General features: G+C 69.7%; 17 protein-coding genes and 1 rRNA gene. 15 read left to right on the forward strand and 3 right to left on the reverse strand.

Annotated elements, in window-relative coordinates:
- From rrf to ACFULQ_RS44325, 10 genes are all read left to right on the forward strand, one after another.
- A 5S ribosomal RNA gene (rrf, locus tag ACFULQ_RS44280) occupies positions 1-95 on the forward strand; the annotation flags it as partial.
- 62 nt (positions 96-157) lie between these two features.
- Entirely contained in the window at positions 158-802 is a 645-nt protein-coding gene (locus tag ACFULQ_RS44285) for an HAD family hydrolase (RefSeq protein ID WP_383556099.1), read from the forward strand.
- Positions 803-871: 69 nt separating this feature from the next.
- Positions 872-1,555, forward strand: coding sequence for a VC0807 family protein (locus ACFULQ_RS44290; protein ID WP_383556101.1), 684 nt, complete (start codon positions 872-874; stop codon positions 1,553-1,555).
- Between the two features lie 66 nt (positions 1,556-1,621).
- On the forward strand, positions 1,622-2,845 hold the full coding sequence (locus tag ACFULQ_RS44295; protein WP_383556103.1) for an MFS transporter: 1,224 nt from the start codon (positions 1,622-1,624) through the stop codon (positions 2,843-2,845).
- Positions 2,796-3,968, forward strand: coding sequence for an acetoin utilization protein AcuC (locus ACFULQ_RS44300; protein ID WP_383556105.1), 1,173 nt, complete (start codon positions 2,796-2,798; stop codon positions 3,966-3,968). The genes ACFULQ_RS44295 and ACFULQ_RS44300 overlap by 50 nt, the downstream gene beginning before the upstream one ends.
- Before the next feature lie 168 nt (positions 3,969-4,136).
- Complete coding sequence (locus ACFULQ_RS44305; RefSeq protein WP_383556107.1) at positions 4,137-4,952, forward strand: phosphatase; 816 nt, start codon at positions 4,137-4,139, stop codon at positions 4,950-4,952.
- Positions 4,953-5,081: 129 nt separating this feature from the next.
- Complete coding sequence (locus ACFULQ_RS44310) at positions 5,082-5,291, forward strand: helix-turn-helix domain-containing protein (RefSeq protein ID WP_016437488.1); 210 nt, start codon at positions 5,082-5,084, stop codon at positions 5,289-5,291.
- Positions 5,292-5,467: 176 nt separating this feature from the next.
- Positions 5,468-5,566 carry a 30S ribosomal protein bS22 gene (locus ACFULQ_RS44315; protein WP_003948845.1) on the forward strand — a complete coding sequence of 33 codons (99 nt, stop codon included), beginning with the start codon at positions 5,468-5,470 and terminating at the stop codon, positions 5,564-5,566.
- Positions 5,567-5,801: 235 nt separating this feature from the next.
- Positions 5,802-6,866: an NAD-dependent epimerase/dehydratase family protein gene (locus tag ACFULQ_RS44320; protein WP_383556109.1), complete on the forward strand. Its 1,065-nt coding sequence runs from the start codon at positions 5,802-5,804 to the stop codon at positions 6,864-6,866.
- 14 nt (positions 6,867-6,880) lie between these two features.
- The gene (locus ACFULQ_RS44325) at positions 6,881-7,933 is read left to right on the forward strand and encodes a lysophospholipid acyltransferase family protein (RefSeq protein ID WP_383556112.1); all 1,053 of its coding nucleotides are present in this window, start codon (positions 6,881-6,883) and stop codon (positions 7,931-7,933) included.
- A 69-nt stretch (positions 7,934-8,002) separates the two neighbouring features.
- Here ACFULQ_RS44325 and ACFULQ_RS44330 read toward each other — a convergent pair whose 3' ends face one another.
- The 3 genes from ACFULQ_RS44330 to ACFULQ_RS44340 all read right to left on the reverse strand — a co-directional run bounded on the left by ACFULQ_RS44330 (position 8,003) and on the right by ACFULQ_RS44340 (position 11,445).
- A complete protein-coding gene (locus tag ACFULQ_RS44330) occupies positions 8,003-9,220 on the reverse strand; it encodes a DUF5667 domain-containing protein (RefSeq protein WP_383556115.1) in 1,218 nt (405 codons plus the stop codon).
- A gap of 233 nt (positions 9,221-9,453) precedes the next feature.
- On the reverse strand, positions 9,454-10,227 hold the full coding sequence (locus tag ACFULQ_RS44335) for an ECF subfamily RNA polymerase sigma factor, BldN family (RefSeq protein ID WP_028809350.1): 774 nt from the start codon (positions 10,225-10,227) through the stop codon (positions 9,454-9,456).
- Positions 10,228-10,542: 315 nt separating this feature from the next.
- The gene (locus ACFULQ_RS44340) at positions 10,543-11,445 is read right to left on the reverse strand and encodes an HAD family hydrolase (RefSeq protein WP_383556117.1); all 903 of its coding nucleotides are present in this window, start codon (positions 11,443-11,445) and stop codon (positions 10,543-10,545) included.
- Between the two features lie 94 nt (positions 11,446-11,539).
- Between ACFULQ_RS44340 and ACFULQ_RS44345 the strand changes: the two genes are divergently transcribed.
- The 5 genes from ACFULQ_RS44345 to ACFULQ_RS44365 all read left to right on the forward strand — a co-directional run bounded on the left by ACFULQ_RS44345 (position 11,540) and on the right by ACFULQ_RS44365 (position 17,226).
- Positions 11,540-11,827: a glutaredoxin family protein gene (locus tag ACFULQ_RS44345; RefSeq protein WP_383556120.1), complete on the forward strand. Its 288-nt coding sequence runs from the start codon at positions 11,540-11,542 to the stop codon at positions 11,825-11,827.
- Between the two features lie 236 nt (positions 11,828-12,063).
- Positions 12,064-12,870, forward strand: a complete 807-nt coding sequence (locus tag ACFULQ_RS44350; protein WP_383556122.1) for a redox-sensing transcriptional repressor Rex — start codon at positions 12,064-12,066, stop codon at positions 12,868-12,870.
- The gene (locus ACFULQ_RS44355; protein ID WP_383556124.1) at positions 12,867-14,567 is read left to right on the forward strand and encodes a glutamyl-tRNA reductase; all 1,701 of its coding nucleotides are present in this window, start codon (positions 12,867-12,869) and stop codon (positions 14,565-14,567) included. Before ACFULQ_RS44350 ends, ACFULQ_RS44355 begins: the two co-directional genes overlap by 4 nt.
- A complete protein-coding gene (gene hemC / locus ACFULQ_RS44360) occupies positions 14,564-15,523 on the forward strand; it encodes a hydroxymethylbilane synthase (protein ID WP_383556127.1) in 960 nt (319 codons plus the stop codon). Before ACFULQ_RS44355 ends, hemC begins: the two co-directional genes overlap by 4 nt.
- Positions 15,520-17,226: a uroporphyrinogen-III synthase gene (locus ACFULQ_RS44365; RefSeq protein ID WP_383556130.1), complete on the forward strand. Its 1,707-nt coding sequence runs from the start codon at positions 15,520-15,522 to the stop codon at positions 17,224-17,226. The genes hemC and ACFULQ_RS44365 overlap by 4 nt, the downstream gene beginning before the upstream one ends.
- The last annotated feature ends 152 nt before the right edge of the window (positions 17,227-17,378 follow it).

Here is a 17,378-nt window from a genome sequence, read left to right on the forward strand (position 1 = left end):
AAACGCCCGGTTACATTCCGAACCCGGAAGCTAAGCCTTACAGCGCCGATGGTACTGCAGGGGGGACCCTGTGGGAGAGTAGGACACCGCCGAACTCCTTTTAACGGAAAGGCCCACACCTTATGGTGTGGGCCTTTCTGCGTTTATGGTGAACAGCATGCGCTATGACCTCGTCATCTTCGACAACGACGGAGTCCTCGTCGACAGTGAGCCGATCTCCAATCGGCACCTGGCCGCCTATCTGACGGAGCTCGGGCATCCGACCTCCTACGAGGACTCCATCCGGGACTACATGGGCGCCGCCATGCACCGGGTCCATGAGGTCGTACTGGAGCGCACCGGACAGCGGCTGCCCCCGGACTTCGACGACGTCTTCCACGCGAGGGTGTTCACCGCGTTCGAGCGGGAGTTGGAGGCGGTGGCCGGCGTCACGGGCGTACTGGAGAAGTTGGCCGCGGACGGCGTGCCGTACTGTGTCGCGTCCTCCGGGAGTCATGCGCGGATCCGGGTGGGGCATCGGGCGGCCGGGCTGGACCGGTGGTTCGAGGACGCGCGGATCTTCAGCTCGGAGGATGTGGGGCGGGGCAAGCCGGCGCCGGATCTGTTTCTCCATGCCGCCGAGCGGATGGGGGTCGAACCCGGGCGGTGTGTGGTGGTCGAGGACAGCCCGCTGGGTGTGAGGGCGGCCAATGCTGCGGGGATGGACGTGTACGGGTTCACCGCGATGACACCTGCCGCCAAGCTCGCCGGGGCCACTCAACTCTTCTCCGACATGGGGGAGTTGCTCGACCTGCTCGTCTGACATTTGTCATGCCGAGCTCCGGACGATCGTTTCTACTGCGGACCCGAGGCTGGGCGAGAAGCTGAGGGCATGACGACGAAGACGAACTCGAAGCGCGCGAACCTGACTCCCCTCATCGTGGACGTGGCTGTGCCGATCGGGGCGTACTACCTGCTCAAGGACGGGCTCGGGGTGAGCACGCTGATGGCGTTGGGGCTCAGCAGTGTCGTGCCCGCGGTGCGGACCGGCTGGAGCGTGGTGCGGGAGCGGACGGTCAACGGGCTCGCCGCGCTCATCCTCGTCGTCAACGTCGTGGGGCTGCTGCTCAGCTTCGTCGCCGGGGACCCGCGGCTGATGCTCGCCAAGGACAGCGGGGTCAGCAGTGTGGTCGGGATCGGCATCCTCGTCTCCGTGGCGCTGGGGAAGCCGATGATGACGGCGGGGATGAAGCCCTGGCTGGTGAAGGGGATCGCGGAGCGGGAGGCCGCCTGGGCGCGGCTCATGGCGGGGTCGGTGGAGTTCCGGCGGGCCGAGCGGCGGTTCTCCGTGGTGTGGGGTGTCGTACTGCTGGCGGAGTGCGTGGGCAGGGTCGTGGGGGCGTACACGCTGCCGGTGGACACGATGGTGTGGCTCGGGTCCGTGGTGATGGTCGGGTCGATGGTGGTGGCCTTCCTGGTCAGCGGGGCGCTGGGCGCCGGGCCGATGGCCGGGATGCTGATCGCGGAGACGAAGGCCGGCGCCCCCTCGATGCCCGAGGTCGCCCTCGCTCGGTAAAGCTGAGGGAAATTCACCTTTGGCTGGATCTACCCACGAGTACGTTGGGGCCCTACGCTCGCCGCCATGACAGATGTGCTGCGGCGCGGTAGGGCCTCTTTGGCGTTCAGCTTCTTCGCGCAAGGTGTCGCCTTTGCTCTGCTGGTGACGCGGATCCCCGCCATCCAGGACCGGTACGGGGTCTCCGACGCCCTGCTGCCCGCCTTCCTGGCCGCCGTGCCGATCCTCGCCGGGGTCGGGAGTGTCTCGACCGAGCAGCTGGTGAAGCGGATCCGGCCGAGCCGGCTGCTGCGGTACGCCCAGCCCGTCGTGCTCCTGGCGCTGATCGGGGTCGGGGCCGGGGACTCGATGGTGGAGCTGGGTGTCTCGCTCGCCGCGTTCGGGCTGGCCGTCGGCATGCTCGACGCGTCCATGAACATGCTCGGGGTGAGCCTCCAGCGGGCGTACGGGCGCAGCATCATGCTGAGCTTCCACGCGGTGTTCAGCCTCGGCGGGATAGTGGGCGCCTCGCTGGCCTGGGTGGGGGCGCACTGGCATCTCGCGCTGTTCGTGTCCTATCTGCCGGTCGTGGTGGTGCTGTTGCCGCTGTGCCTGGTGGGGAGTCGGTGGTACGTCGACGGGGACGGTCCCGCCGTCCCCACTGTCGAGGAGGAGGCGCGCAGCGGTGGGGACGGGATCGTCTTCAAGCTGCTGTTGCCGCTGTGCCTGGTGATGACCTTCGCCTACATAGGCGACTCGACCGTCTCCAACTGGAGTGCCAAGTACCTCCAGGACGTCCTCGGCAGCAGTGAGCAGCTGGCGACCGTGCCGTACAACGTCTACATGGTGACGACCCTGGTCGGGCGGGCCATCGGGGACTTCGGGGTACGGCGGTTCGGGGCGGTGGCGGTCGTACGGCTGGGGGCGCTGGTGGCGGCCGGGGGGTTCGCGGTGGTGGCCGTGGCGCCCGGGGCGTGGGTGGGGATGCTCGGGTTCACGCTGCTCGGGGTGGGGTTGTGCGTGCTGGTGCCGCAGACCTTCGCGGCGGCGGGGCGGTTGTTCCCGGGGGCGTCGGATGCGGCGGTGGCGCGGCTCAATGTCTTCAACTATGTCGGGTTCCTGGTCGGTTCGGCCTTGGTGGGGGCCTTGGGGGACGCGTGGAGCTATCGCGGGGCCATGCTGGTGCCGATGGTGTTGGTGCTGGTGACGCTGGTGTACGCCAAGTCGTTCGAGGCTCAACCGGACCGATACGGTGGCGGGCATGAGCGGCCGCGCACAGCTGATGTGGGACGAGGCAGTAACGGGCTATGACTTCGGTCCGGACCATCCGATGGATCCGGTCCGGCTCGATCTGACCCGGCGACTGGTGGACGCCTTCGGGCTGGACCGGGACGTGGAGGTCGTGGCCGCGAAGGCGGCCGGCGAGTCGACGTTGCGGCTCGTGCACCGGGAGGACTACGTCGAGGCCGTGAAGGCGGCTTCCGAGGATCCCGGGGCGGCCGACCAGTCGTACGGGCTGGGGACGTTGGACGATCCGGCCTTCGCGCGGATGCACGAGGTGTCCGCGCTGATCGCGGGGCAGTCGGTGGGGGCCGCGGAGGCGGTGTGGCGGGGGGACGCGCTGCACGCGGTGAACTTCGCGGGCGGGCTGCATCACGCGATGCCGGGGGGTGCGTCGGGGTTCTGCATCTACAACGACGCGTCGCTGGCGATCGCGCGGTTGCTGGAGCTGGGGGCGTCGCGGGTCGCCTATGTGGATGTGGACGTGCATCACGGGGACGGGGTGCAGGCGGCGTTCTGGGAGGATCCCCGGGTTCTGACGATCTCCTTGCACGAGCATCCCCGGACGTTGTTTCCGCAGACCGGGTGGCCTGAGGAGACCGGGGCGGGCTCGGCCGAGGGCAGTGCGGTGAACGTGGCGCTGCCGGCGGGGACGGGGGACGCCGGGTGGTTGCGGGCGTTTCATGCCGTGGTGCCGGAGCTGATCGCTGACTTCCGGCCGGATGTGTTGGTGACCCAGCATGGCGCCGACACGCATTTCGAGGATCCGCTGGCTCATCTCGCGGTGTCGTTGGACGCGCAGCGGGCGGTGCAGGTGGCCTGTCATGAGCTGGCGCACTCGTATGCCGGGGGGCGGTGGATCGCGCTGGGGGGTGGGGGGTACGCCGTGGTGGATGTCGTGCCTCGGTCCTGGACGCATCTGGTGGGGATTGCTGCGGGGCGGGAGATCGAGCCTGAGGCGATGATTCCTGAAGGGTGGCGGCAGGACGTGTTTGCTCGGACTCGGCAGTTGGCGCCTGCGCGGATGACGGATGGGCGGTGGCCGGTGTCCTATGCGGAGTGGGATGCGGGGTATGACCCTGCGGATCGGCTGGATCAGGCGGTGTTGGCTACTCGGCGGGCGGTGTTTCCGTTGCGGGGGCTTCTCGCCTGAGGGACGCCCACGGAAGTGCCTCGCTGTGTCGTACGGCGGCTGCGGGTGCGTTGTGGCTGGTCGCGCAGTTCCCCGCGCCCCTAGGTACGTGCAGTCCTGGTTACTCCGACTGTGCGGTAAATCGCTGTTCCCGAAGTACCGGGCGCCACCATCCGTCACCATCACTCCGTGTTGAGCACCGCCGCCCTCCGCGCCCACCTGCTGGCCGCTCGTCTCGCCGGGACCGTGGCCACCTCTCGGGAGGAGAGTCTGCGGAGTTATCGGTTGTTCGCGGCTCGGGATCCTCGGGTGCTGATCGGGATTGATCCTGAGTTGGCGTGGAATGTGCGGGATCTGGTCGGTCTCATGGCCGACAAGTGCGGGGTTTCGGGCGACTTGAGGTGTACAACTGGCCGGGATGTGATTGATCCTGAGCGGACCCTCGTCGCGCTCGACGCCTTCGCGGAGCGGCTCGCGGCAGTTGCCCAGCGCAGCGGGCCTGTGCTGATCGGCACCGGGCATCCGCATCGGTTGCTCGGCTTCTACGCCGCTCTCGCGGACGCCCTCTCGGCGGTGGGATGTACCGTCCTCACCCCCGCGCATGGTCGCCGTGTCGACATAACGACCCGGTTCGGTCTACGTACGTACAACCTTGACTACGTACGAGGAGTCGCGCTCGTGCGGGCGCCGGACGCGAAGAGCTCCGGTGGTGAGCCGGGCGCACACACGCACTCGCCGCTCCCGGTTCGGCTGGCCCTGGCGGCCGCGGCGGAGAGCGGCGGGATACTTCCCGAGCTGGTGATCGGGGATCACGGATGGGTCTGCGGAGCAGGTCAGCTGGGGTTTGAGGCCATTGGGCTGGCGGATACGGATGACCCCGCGCTCTTTGTGGGGGAGGCCGAGGGGGCCGTGTCCGTCGTCGTTCCACTTGATGACGGTGTGCGGTCTGATTACTACCGGCCGCTGACCCGCTACGTACTCAATCGAGCGTGTCTGTCACAGTAGGCCGCCGATGGGTGCACCTCTTCCCCACTTGCATCACCCGCCCCTACATTGGGGAGTGAGCACGCAGCGACGAAGAGTCACCGGAAGGGGAAGCCGGTGGCCGTCGAGTGCGGAAGGTTCAGGTGTGTCATGGCTGCTGAGCAGAGGCCTCTGAGCGAGGTTCAGTTCCTTACCGTGGCGGAGGTCGCCTCGGTGATGCGAGTGTCGAAGATGACCGTGTACCGGTTGGTGCACAGCGGTCATCTGCCCGCGATCAGGGTGGGGCGGTCCTTCCGCGTCCCCGAGAACGCGGTTCACGAGTACCTCCGCGAGAGTTACGTGGGGGTGGAGACAGCCTGACGGCGCGGTTCCGGGGAGGTCCATGGGGGCCTCAGGGCACTCGCGGACCCCCTGCCCGATCTCCCCGGTTCACCTCGATTACGACCTCAGCGCTCGGGCGGGTAGGCTAGCCCCTCGTAGGTCGTGTGGGCCCATGATGCCCAGCACCGAGTGATGAGAAGTGAGCGAGGGTAGTCGTGGGCTCTGTTATCAAGAAGCGGCGCAAGCGGATGGCTAAGAAGAAGCACCGCAAGCTGCTCAAGCGCACGCGCGTTCAGCGTCGCAACAAGAAGTAAGGCGACGCCGCGCAAGCAGCGTGTCTGTGGCCCCCCACCCGATGTCGGTGGGGGGCCACATGCGTGTCGGGAGTGTGGCGGTGGGCTGGATGTCGTCACCTCACGCAGCGGGCGGTCATCACAGCGCAACATCGAACCGCTAAGTTGGCGGCACACGGGGAACGCGGCACAGGGACCGGTGCCGTCATGAGGGCGGCACCAGAGCCGGACCACGGCTGGAAGGAAGGCGCTGATCTTGGGAAAGGTCGTGCTCGTGACCGGAGTGGCCCGACAGCTGGGCGGCCGCTTCGTACGACGCATCCAGCGTGACCCGCAGGTCGACCGGGTGATCGCCGTGGACGCGGTCACGCCCGAGCACCATCTGGGCGGCGCCGACTTCATCCAGGCGGACATCAGGCAGCCCGGTATCGCCCGGGTGCTGGCCGAGACGGCCGCCGACACCGTCGTACACCTGGATGTGACGGCGATGGCGCTGGGCAGCGGGAGCCGGACCACGGTCAAGGAGACCAACGTCATCGGCACCATGCAGCTGCTCGGGGCGTGTCAGAAGTCGCCGAACGTGCGGCGGCTGGTGGTGAAGTCCAGTACGAACGTGTACGGCTCGGCGCCGCGCGATCCGGCCGTGTTCACGGAGACCACCCCGCCCAAGTCCCTGCCCTCCGGCGGGTTCGCCAAGGACGCGGTCGAGGTCGAGGGGTATGTGCGGGGGTTCGCGCGGCGGCGCCCCGACGTGGCCGTGTGCGTGCTCAGGTTCGCCAACATCCTGGGGCCCACGGCGGACACCCCGCTCGCCTCGTACTTCGCGCTGCCGGTGCTGCCGACCGTGTTCGGGTACGACCCGCGGCTTCAGTTCGTGCACGAGGACGACGTGATCGAGGTGCTCAGGATCGCCTCGCACGATCCTGAGCGGGGCACGCTGAACAGCGGCACCTTCAACATCGCGGGCGACGGCGTCCTGTTGCTGTCGCAGTGTTCCCGGCGGCTCGGGCGGCCCACCGTGCCGCTGCTGCTGCCGGCCGTCACCTGGGCCGGGTCGCTGGTGCGTACGCTGGGGATGACGGACTTCTCGCCCGAGCAGATCCGGCTGCTGACCCATGGCCGGGTCGTGTCGACGGTCCAGATGCGCGAGACGCTCGGGTTCCGGCCGAAGTACACGACGGCGGAGACCTTCGCGGAATTCGCGCGCAGCCAGGGTCCCGGGCTGGTGCCGCCGGAGGCCCTCGCGGGGGCCGTCGACCGGATCGCCGCGCTGCCGCTGCTCGCCGGCGGCGGCCACCCCCCGACGCAGAGCGCCAACTGAGGAGCGCATCAACGATGGCGGACGCCAAGGTCATTCCGTTCGACGACGACCGGTCCCGCGCGGGCGCCGTACAGCGGCCGCAGCGACGCCGGAGTGCGGGGAGCCGGCGCAAGGGTCCCGAACCCGCGCTGGTCCGCGAGGTCCAGCCCCTGCCCAGCAGGGGCTCCGCGCAGGATGATGTTCCTGTGACGCGTGAGGAAGAGCCGCCGGAGCAGGGGCACGACGAGGGCGGTCTGGAGCGACGGATCGCGGGGGGTCTCAACTTCCTGCGTCGCCGCCTCACGGGGGACTACGAGGTCGACGACTTCGGGTACGACGAGGAGCTCACCGACCAGGTCCTGATGTCCCTGCTGCGGCCGGTGTACGAGAAGTACTTCCGGGTCGAGGTGAAGGGCGTCGAGAACATCCCGGCGGAGGGCGGCGCGCTGATCGTCGCCAACCACTCGGGGACGCTGCCGCTGGACGGGCTGATGATGCAGGTCGCCGTCCACGACCACCACCCCGCGGGGCGGCATCTACGGCTGCTCGCGGCGGACCTGGTGTTCATGCTGCCGGTCGTCAACGAGCTGGCCCGCAAGCTCGGTCACACCCTGGCCTGCGCGGAGGACGCGGAACGGCTGCTCGGCCAGGGCGAGGTGGTCGGTGTGATGCCGGAGGGCTTCAAGGGCATCGGCAAGCCCTTCAGCGAGCGCTACAAGCTCCAGCGCTTCGGCCGGGGCGGCTTCGTCTCCACGGCCCTGCGTCAGCGCACGCCGATCATCCCGTGCTCGATCGTGGGCGCGGAGGAGATCTACCCGATGATCGGCAACGCGAAGACCCTGGCGCGCCTGCTGGGCTTCCCGTACTTCCCGCTGACTCCGACCTTCCCGTGGCTGGGCCCGCTGGGCGCCGTCCCGCTCCCCACCAAGTGGACGATCCAGTTCGGTGAGCCGATCCCCACGGACGGCTATCCGCCGGAGGCCGCCGAGGACCCGATGCTGATGTTCAACCTGACGGACCAGGTGAGGGAACAGATCCAGCACACGCTCTACAAGCTGTTGGTGCAGCGGCGGTCGGTGTTCTTCTGACGGTGTTGGGAGTACGACGGTGGGGGCGCCCTTTCCAGAGAGGGCGCCCCCACCGTCGTAGCGGAAGAGCTAGTTGGATTGCTCGCCGTTGATGCCCAGGCCCGGGAGGAGGCCGGGGAGGAGGGGCGGGACGGTGACGTCCGGGGCTGTTGAGGGGGACGGGGAGGTCGGGGTGGTGGTGTCCGTGGACTTCGGGGGGTCCAGGAGGCCGCCGGTGCTGCCGCCCAGGAGGCCGTCGTCGTGGCTGCCGGAGGGGGCCGCCTTGCTGGGGTTGCCGCCGCTGTTGTGCTCGGAGGAGCCGCCGGTGCCGGGGGCTGCCGAGCGGTCGGAGCCGGTCGAGGTGTCCGAGGATCCCGAGCCGGAGCCCTGACGCCGGCCGCCGCCCTCGCCGCCGTCCTGGGACGGGGTCTCGGGGAGCAGGGACTGGAGCGGGGCGACCTCTTCGTCTATGGCGTCGAAGACCGACGACACCTGGTCGCTGACATCGCCGAGTTGCACGGGGAGCCGCTCGCGGAGCGCGCCCCAGGCCTCGCGGTGCGAGCGCGAGAAGCCGGCGAGGGCCTGGATGGGGCCCAGGGAGTTCGGGTCGCGCTCGTACGCCTCGTGCAACAGCCGGTGGCCCTCGGCCGCGTCGTGCTGCATCCCGGACAGCGCGCGGCGGATCTCGCCCACGGACTCGTGGTCGAGGTGGCCGCCCCGGCCCCGCTCCATCAGCCGACGGGCCTCGTTCAGCCGGGTGGACGCCTGGTCGAGGTAGGCGACACCGCGCTCGTCGTCCCCGTCGGACAGGTAGGTGAGCTTGAAGTCCTCGATGCCGCGTTTGAGGCCGTACAGCGAGTCCCCAGGCAGGGCGTCCGAGCTGGCCGCGGCGACTCCGCCGAAGGCGCCGGCGGCGACTCCGACGCTCAGGCCGCCCGCCGCCAGGCCCTTGGTGAGCCGGGAACGCGGTCGCAGTTTGCCCAGCCCACTCGCCCGGTGCGCGCCCTTGGCCCGGTGGGAGCGCTGCTCGGGGACCGCGGGCTCGGGCCCGGTGCCCTCCAGCAGCATGGCTTCCATCGCGGCCACCAGTTGGGCCCGCTGGACGACCTTGACCTCGGGGTCCAGCTCGGGCCTGGGCAGCTCGCCGAGACACTCCGCGAGGGTCAACAGGCGGTCCTGCCCGGGGTGTTCCGCGGTGGCCGGCGGGTGTCCTTCGGACTGCTCGGCCGCCGGGTCCCGGTCGGACTGCTCCTCCAGGGCCTGGGCGAAGGCGTTCGCCCGCCGGTGCGCCGATACGTTCGCGATCACTGGCGGCACCTCCTCTCGTCATGACGGTCGACTCCCCAGGGGGTCCTGAGGGTTGCACACGCTGACCACAAGCACACGATCGGGTGATCGATGTCGGCCAGGGAGTGACCACAGGGAGCCTGCATCCCGCACAACGAGCGGCGCGGCACTTGGGTTACGGACTGCGGATGATCGGATCGGGGAGTCAACGGACTTTCACCGAGAGCGAGTTGATGGTTACCGGGCGTGCACTCTCAGCGGGCGTCGTCCGGGAGGAGCCGGGCCAGGGTGCGCACGGCCCGGTACTGCAGGGTTTTGATGGCGCCCTCGTTCTTCCCCATGACCCGGGCGGTCTCGGCGACCGAGAGGCCCTGGAGGAAGCGGAGGGTCACGCACTCCTGCTGCTGCGGGTTGAGCCGGCGGACGGCGTCCAGCAGCGCGGCGTTGGAGAGGGACTCCAGGACGGAGTCCTCGGGCGAGCGCTCGACCTCGTTGGCGTCGAGCATCTCGCCGGTGGTGACCTCCAGGCGAAAGCGGCTCGACTTGAAGTGGTCGGCGACGAGGTTGCGCGCGATGGTGACGAGCCAGGCGCCGAAGTCGCGGCCCTGCCAGGTGAAGGTGCCGATCCTGCGCAGCGCGCGCAGGAACGTCTCGCTCGTCAGGTCCTCGGCGGTGGCCTTACCTCCCACCCGGTAGTAGATGTACCGGTAGACGGTGTCGCTGTACTGGTCGTACAGGCGGCCGAAGGCGTCGGCCTCGCCGGCCTGGGCGCGTTCGACCAGGTCCATCATGCGGGCGCTGTCGCTGTCCGCGGCCGGACGGCGGGCCGTTGCGGCACCGGTCGAACGCCCTCGTCTGCCGACGGCCGCGGAACCTTCGGCCAGTGCGTAGCACGGACCGATCGGTGCCGTGGCCACGGCTAGGGCGGGGACGGCGTACGCGGTGGGGACGAAGCCGCGCAACAGGTCCTGGACCGTTGCGCGCAGCGTAGCCAGGCCCGAGGCGTCAACCCCGACGTGTGGGTACACGGGACTCCCAGAGGCAGAGCTTCCATCACGTGCAGTGCGGGACCGTTCACCCGTCGTAGCGACGGAAGGGGTACCGGATTGCGTCTGAGGAGAATAACGCTTAGTGCAGGCCCTGCTACACCCAGTTGCTCTATTCATCGATTACGTCGCTTCTGTAACCGATTGATGCCCTATCAAGTACCGCAGAGTGACCGCTTGTTGATCGAAAGCGGTCGCGTTCCGTCAGGGAAGGGGGCGTGTTGTGGCCGTGTGCAGCCAATGCCGCTGGACACGGCGTTACGCGGGCAAAACCCGTGGATTGGTGTGTTTGCCTGGTTACCGACGGCGCTTGTGCAGGGCGATCGCCGCCGCCGTGCCGCCCGCCACCGCGCCCACTCCGGCCGCTGCCGGGATGCCGACCTTCGCCGCCTTGCGGCCGGTGCGGTAGTCGCGCAGCCGCCAGTCCAGTTGACGGGCGTGCTTGCGCAGCTTGGTGTCCGGGTTGATCGCGTAGGGGTGGCCGACCAGGGAGAGCATCGGGATGTCGTTGTGACTGTCGCTGTAGGCGGCGCAGCGGGACAGGTCCAGGCCCTCCGCCGCGGACAGGGCGCGGACCGCCTCCGCCTTCGCGGGGCCGTGCAGCGGTTCGCCGACCAGCTTGCCGGTGTAGACGCCGTCCACCGACTCCGCGACCGTGCCCAGGGCGCCGGTGAGGCCGAGCCGGCGCGCGATCACCTGGGCGATCTCCACCGGTGCCGCCGTGACCAGCCACACCTTCTGGCCGGCGTCCAGGTGGGCCTGCGCGAGCGCGCGGGTGCCCGGCCAGATGCGCTCGGCCATGTACTCGTCGTAGATCTCCTCGCCGATCGACTGGAGCTCGGCGACGCGGTGGCCCTTGACGATGGACAGGGCGGAGTCGCGGGCCTCCTGCATGTGCTCGGGGTCCTCGAAGCCGGCGAGGCGGAACCACGCCTGCTGCCAGGCGAACTTCGCGAGGTCGCGGGTCTCGAAGAACTTCCGCTTGTACAGGCCGCGGCCGAAGTGGAAGAGGGACGCACCTTGCATCACGGTGTTGTCCAGGTCGAAGAACGCGGCTGCCTTGTCGTCGCCGAGCACCGGGAACGCGGGTTCCTCGGCGGGTACCGACTTGCGCGCGGCCTCCGCCGAGGCCTCGCCTGCCAACACGCTTCGCGCCGTGGCGGAGCGCCTACGGGGAGTGAGCCATCCGAGAGCGGCCATGGCGTGAGCATAGCCAGTTTGTTCGGGGGTTCCGGAGTCGTGAGGTTTGGAGGGTGTGAACTCTCCGAGACTCCGTCGTTAATCAGGCGGGAGAATGGCCTGCATGAGTCCCCTCTTCCGCCGCGGCGCGGCCAAAGTCCCCGGCGAACGGCTCGTCACCCTCATCCGCAAGCCGGGCTGCCACCTGTGTGATGACGCACAGTCGGTGATCGAGAAGGTGTGTGGAGATCTCGGGGTTCCCTGGGAGCAGAAGAGCATCGCCGAGGATCCTCAACTGCACGACCAGTACTGGGAACAGATCCCGGTGGTACTCGTCGACGGGGAGCAGCACACTTTCTGGCGTGTGGACGAGCAGCGGCTGCGCAAGGCCCTGACCGACTAGTCCAACTGGTCCCGTTGGTCGCCTAGGATCGATGGCGACTTGGTCTTCGGGGGCGGGATTGATGAGGGAAGTGTGCGGTTTTGCCTCCGAGAGAGACGCGCGTGACCCCGGTCACGTTGGCCGGGCAAATCGGACACCATCTTTGTGCACGCGTTCACAAAGACATAGCCTGCATTCGACGGGGCGGTCCGGGGACGCATGACCGCCCACAGCCCCGCTCTACCCGCAGGAGCACCGTGGCAACTGGCCGAACTCACCGACCGGCGACCCGTAGCCGAGGGATTCCCGAGGCCACCGTCGCCAGGCTTCCGCTGTACCTACGAGCCCTGACCGCGCTGTCGGAGCGCTCGGTACCCACGGTCTCCTCCGAGGAGCTGGCCGCGGCCGCGGGGGTCAACTCCGCGAAGCTGCGCAAGGACTTCTCTTACCTGGGTTCTTACGGAACGCGCGGTGTCGGCTACGACGTCGAGTATCTCGTCTACCAGATCTCCCGCGAACTCGGCCTGACCCAGGACTGGCCGGTTGTGATCGTCGGCATCGGCAACCTCGGCGCCGCGCTCGCCAACTACGGCGGCTTCGCGTCCCGTGGATTCAGGGTCGCGGCCCTCATCGACGCCGATCCCGCAATGGCCGGAAAGCCGGTCGCCGGGATCCCCGTGCAGCACAGCGACGACCTGGAAAAGATCATCGAGGACAACGGCGTGTCGATCGGTGTCATCGCCACCCCCGCCGGTGCCGCCCAGCCCGTCTGCGACCGGCTCGTGGCCGCCGGGGTCACCTCCATCCTGAACTTCGCGCCGACCGTGCTGTCCGTGCCGGACGGCGTCGACGTGCGCAAGGTCGACCTCTCCATCGAGCTGCAGATCCTCGCCTTCCACGAGCAGCGCAAGGCCGGTGAGGAGGCCGCCGGCTCCGACGGTGCCGGTCCGGTCGCCACCGGGCGCGGTGTCTCGGCTTCCGCCTCGGCAGCCGCCTCTGCCTCTGCCTCCACCTCCTCCGACAAAGGGCCCGACGGGGACGTACCCGCCGTGATGCCGGCATGAGTCTCCTCGTCGTCGGACTGAGCCACCGCAGCGCACCGGTCAGCGTGCTGGAGCGGGCGGCGCTGCATGTCGATGCGCAGGTGAAGTTGCTCCAGGACACGGTCGCCGCGGAGCCGGCCGCCGAGGCCGCGGTGCTCGCCACCTGCAACCGGATCGAGCTGTACGCCGACGTGGACAAGTTCCACGCGGGCGTGGCCGAGCTGTCGACCCTGCTCGCCCAGCACAGCGGGGTGGGGCTCGACGAGCTCACGCCCTATCTGTACGTGCACTACGAGGACCGTGCCGTCCATCACCTCTTCTCGGTGGCCTGTGGGCTCGACTCCATGGTCGTCGGGGAGGGGCAGATCCTCGGGCAGATAAAGGACTCGCTGGCCCGCGCGCAGGAGCTGCACACCGCCGGGCGGTTGCTGAACGACCTCTTCCAGCAGGCGCTGCGGGTCGGCAAGCGGGCGCACTCCGAGACCGGGATCGACCGGGCCGGGCAGTCACTGGTGACCTTCGGGCTGGAGCAGCTTGCTTCCGGTACGGCCGTGCAGGACTGGGCGGTGGGGAAGAAGGCGCTGGTCATCGGGGCCGGGTCGATGTCCTCGCTGGCGGCGGCGACGCTTTCGCGGGCGGGGGTTTCCGAGGTCGTGATCGCCAACCGTACGGCTGAGCGTGCTGAGCGGCTGGCGGAAATCCTCAACGAGAGTGGGGACGTGGTTGCCCGTGCGGTACCGATGGATTCGGTGTCGGACGAGCTGACACGTGCCGATGTTGTGGTGTCTTGTACGGGAGCGACGGGGCTGGTTCTGACTGCCGAGGCTGTTGCTGCCGGCCGGGGGTTGGACACGCAGCCCGGCGCTGGCGGGGTGCCGTCCGCGCCCACCCGTGCCGCCCAAGCGGCACGACTGCCCGCGGACCATGGGACGGAAGAAAACTGCCCCCTGGACTTGGCGCCCGTGCCCGCCACCGCCGGGTTCTCCGTGCTCGGGGAAGCCGCTGTTGCCGGGATGGCTGCTTCTGAGTTGGAGCAGCATGCTGCCTGGGTGGACAACGCGCCCCGGCCGCAGGGGGCCGTCGCTCTCGTCGATCCGCTCGCGGAGGCCGACGCCATCGCCTCGCTCGCCACTGCCGCCGCTGTTCTCGGGCGGGTGCCCGAGCGGCGGAAGCCGGAGCCGGTCGCTGAGATTCCGCGGCCCGCGCCCTCGCTCTTCCTGCTCGACCTCGCCATGCCCCGGGACATCGACGCCGCCGTGCACCGCCTCGGCGGGGTCCGGCTCGTGGACATCGAGTCGCTGGCCGAGGCCGCGGCCGACGCTCCCATGGCGGCCGACGTCGACCAGGTGCGCCGTATCGTCGCCGACGAGGTCGCCGCGTTCGGGGCCGCGCTCAGGGCCGCGCACATCACGCCGACCGTCGTCGCGCTCAGGACCATGGCCGCCGATGTCGTCGCCGGTGAGATCGCCCGGCTCGACGGGCGGCTGCCGGGGCTGGACGACAAGCAGCGCAGCGAGATCACGCAGACCGTGCGGCGCGTCGTCGACAAACTGCTGCACGCGCCGACCGTACGGGTCAAGCAGCTCGCGGCCGAGCCCGGCGGTGCCGGGTACGCGGACGCGCTGCGGACCCTGTTCGACCTCGACCCCGAGACGGTGGCCGCCGTCTCCCGCGCCGAGGACAGCACCACCGATGAGGAAGGCCGAGGGTCGGCATGAGTACCAACGCGCTACGGCTCGGGACCAGGCGGAGCAAACTCGCCATGGCCCAGTCCGGGCAGGTGGCCAAGGCCGTGAGCCAGGTGACCGGGCGGCCCGTCGAGCTCGTCGAGATCACCACGTACGGCGATGTGTCGCGGGAGGCGCTCGCGCAGATCGGCGGCACGGGTGTCTTCGTGACCGCGCTGCGCGAGGCCCTGCTCAAGGGCGAGGTCGACCTCGCGGTGCACTCGCTGAAGGACCTGCCGACCGGGCAGCCGGACGAGCTGGCGCTGGCCGCCGTACCGCTGCGCGAGGACCCGCGGGACGTCATCGTCGCCCGGGACGCCCTGAAGTTCACCGACCTGCCCCGAGGTGCGCGGATAGGCACCGGTTCGCCCCGGCGGATGGCCCAGCTGAACGCGTACGCCCGCGCGCACGGGCTTGATATCGAGACGGTTGCGATCCGGGGGAACATCGACACCCGGGTGCGGTTCGTGCGCGATGGTGAGCTGGATGCGGTGGTGCTGGCTGCGGCAGGGCTGCAGCGCATCGGCCGTATCGACGAAGTGACCGATTTCCTCTCGGTCGACACAGTTTTGCCCGCTCCCGGCCAGGGAGCACTCGCGATCGAGTGCACCGCGGACAACGCGGACCTGATCGCAGCGCTCGGTGAGCTCGACGACCCGTTCACGCGGGTCGCCGTGACCGCCGAACGGTCACTGCTCGCCGCCCTGGAGGCCGGCTGCTCCGCCCCTGTGGGCGCGCTGGCCGACCTGCTGGCCGACGGGCAGATTGTCAAGGAAATGCGCCTGCGGGCCGTCGTCGGCACGACCGACGGCTCCCGCACGGTGCAGTTGTCCACCACCGGTCCCGTGCCCGAGACGTACGACCAAGCAATGGCGCTCGGCCGTGAACTCGCGGCCGACATGCTTGCCCAGGGCGCGGCCGGTCTGATGGGGGAGCGAGCACAGTGAGCCCCACCACCCTTCCCGCCGGTCCTGAACACGGGCACGTCACCTTCCTCGGTGCCGGACCCGGAGATCCGGGACTGCTGACTCTGCGCGCCGTCGAGGCGCTCACGAACGCGGACGTTCTCGTCGCCGGGCATGAAGTGCTCGACGTCGTGCGCGGCCACGCTCGGTCGGGCGTCGCCGTCGTGAACACGGACACGGAGTCGCCTTCGGCTCCGGTTCCGGGCACGGGCGCGCCCCAACTGACAGTTGTTGACGGCACGTCAACAACCGCTCCTGCCCCCGCTGTACGGGATGCGGCACATCTTGTCATGGAGGCCGCGCGGGGCGGCAGGCGGGTCGTACGTGCGGTGTCCGGGGACCCCGGACTCGACGCGTACGCCGCCGAGGAGATGCTGGCCTGCGCCCGCGCGGGCGTTCCGTTCGAGGTCGTGCCCGGTGTGGCCGCGGCCGTCGGCGTGCCCGCGTACGCCGGTGTGCCGCTGCGGGACGCGCAGGGCGCGGACGTGCGGTTCGTCGACGCGCGCACGGCCTCCGACCGGTGCTGGACGGAGGTGGGGGCGTCCGACGGGACCGTGGTCGTGTCGACGACCCTGGACACCGTGGGCGCCGTCGCCGGTGAGCTGGTCGCGGCCGGGCGCAAGCCCGACACCCCGATGACGGTCACCGTCGCCGGTACGACGACCCGGCAGCGGACCTGGACGGCGACCCTGGGCACCATCGCCCAGACGCTGAAGCAGGCCAAGGTGCTGCCCTCGCCCGAGGGCGGGCGGCCGGTGATAGCCGTGGTCGGGGAGCGGTCCTCCGCGGCCCAGCGCGACCAGCTGTCGTGGTTCGAGAACAAGCCGCTGTTCGGCTGGAAGGTTCTCGTGCCGCGTACGAAGGAGCAGGCGGCGTCGCTCTCCGACCAGCTCAGGTCCTACGGGGCGGTGCCGCACGAGGTGCCGACGATCGCCGTGGAGCCGCCGCGGACGCCTCAGCAGATGGAGCGGGCGGTCAAGGGGCTCGTGACCGGGCGCTACGAGTGGATCGCGTTCACCTCGGTCAATGCCGTGAAGGCCGTACGGGAGAAGTTCGAGGAGTACGGCCTCGATGCTCGGGCCTTCGCGGGGATCAAGGTCGCCGCGGTGGGGGAGCAGACGGCGAAGGCGCTGATCGCGTTTGGTGTGAAGCCGGATCTGGTGCCCAGTGGTGAGCAGTCGGCGGCGGGGCTTCTTGAGGACTGGCCGCCGTACGACCCTGTTTTCGATCCGATCGACCGGGTGTTCCTGCCGCGGGCCGACATCGCCACGGAGACGTTGGTCGCCGGGCTGATCGAGCTCGGGTGGGAGGTCGACGACGTCACGGCGTATCGGACCGTGCGGGCGTCGCCGCCGCCGGCGGAGACGCGGGAGGCGATCAAGGGCGGTGGCTTCGACGCGGTGCTCTTCACGTCGTCGTCCACGGTGCGGAACCTGGTGGGTATCGCCGGGAAGCCGCACAACGTGACCGTGATCGCGTGTATCGGTCCTGCTACGGCGAAGACCGCGGAGGAGCATGGGCTGCGGGTGGATGTGATGGCTCCTGAGCCGTCCGTGCATCGGCTGGCTGAGGCGCTTGCGGACTTCGGGCTGAAGCGGCGGGCGGCGGCGGTGGAGGCCGGGGATCCGGTGACGCGGCCGAGTGAGCGGCGGCCGGGGGCTCGTCGGCGGCGGTCTACTACCTGAGCGGGAGGCGCCTACGGGGGTGCCGGGTGCGGTAGTCGGGCGGCTGCGGGTGAGTGGGGGCTGGTCGCGCAGTTCCCCGCGCCCCTGAGATGCCTGCGGCGGCCCGTTGCGGTCCGGTGGGGGGCGGGACTGTAACCCACCCAGGGGCGCGG

The sequence above is a fragment of the Streptomyces sp. NPDC057253 genome (genome assembly GCF_042669125.1).
Classification (GTDB): domain Bacteria; phylum Actinomycetota; class Actinomycetes; order Streptomycetales; family Streptomycetaceae; genus Streptomyces.

Excerpts from the sequence above, each read along its gene's own strand:
- ACFULQ_RS44340 (WP_383556117.1), bottom strand. The coding sequence starts at position 11,445 with ATGGCCGCTCTCGGATGGCTCACTCCCCGTAGGCGCTCCGCCACGGCG.
- ACFULQ_RS44345 (WP_383556120.1), top strand. The coding sequence starts at position 11,540 with ATGGCCTGCATGAGTCCCCTCTTCCGCCGCGGCGCGGCCAAAGTCCCC.
- ACFULQ_RS44300 (WP_383556105.1), top strand. The coding sequence starts at position 2,796 with ATGAGCGGCCGCGCACAGCTGATGTGGGACGAGGCAGTAACGGGCTAT.
- ACFULQ_RS44285 (WP_383556099.1), top strand. The coding sequence starts at position 158 with ATGCGCTATGACCTCGTCATCTTCGACAACGACGGAGTCCTCGTCGAC.
- ACFULQ_RS44290 (WP_383556101.1), top strand. The coding sequence starts at position 872 with ATGACGACGAAGACGAACTCGAAGCGCGCGAACCTGACTCCCCTCATC.
- ACFULQ_RS44325 (WP_383556112.1), top strand. The coding sequence starts at position 6,881 with ATGGCGGACGCCAAGGTCATTCCGTTCGACGACGACCGGTCCCGCGCG.
- hemC (WP_383556127.1), top strand. The coding sequence starts at position 14,564 with ATGAGTACCAACGCGCTACGGCTCGGGACCAGGCGGAGCAAACTCGCC.
- ACFULQ_RS44310 (WP_016437488.1), top strand. The coding sequence starts at position 5,082 with ATGGCTGCTGAGCAGAGGCCTCTGAGCGAGGTTCAGTTCCTTACCGTG.
- ACFULQ_RS44295 (WP_383556103.1), top strand. The coding sequence starts at position 1,622 with ATGACAGATGTGCTGCGGCGCGGTAGGGCCTCTTTGGCGTTCAGCTTC.
- ACFULQ_RS44355 (WP_383556124.1), top strand. The coding sequence starts at position 12,867 with ATGAGTCTCCTCGTCGTCGGACTGAGCCACCGCAGCGCACCGGTCAGC.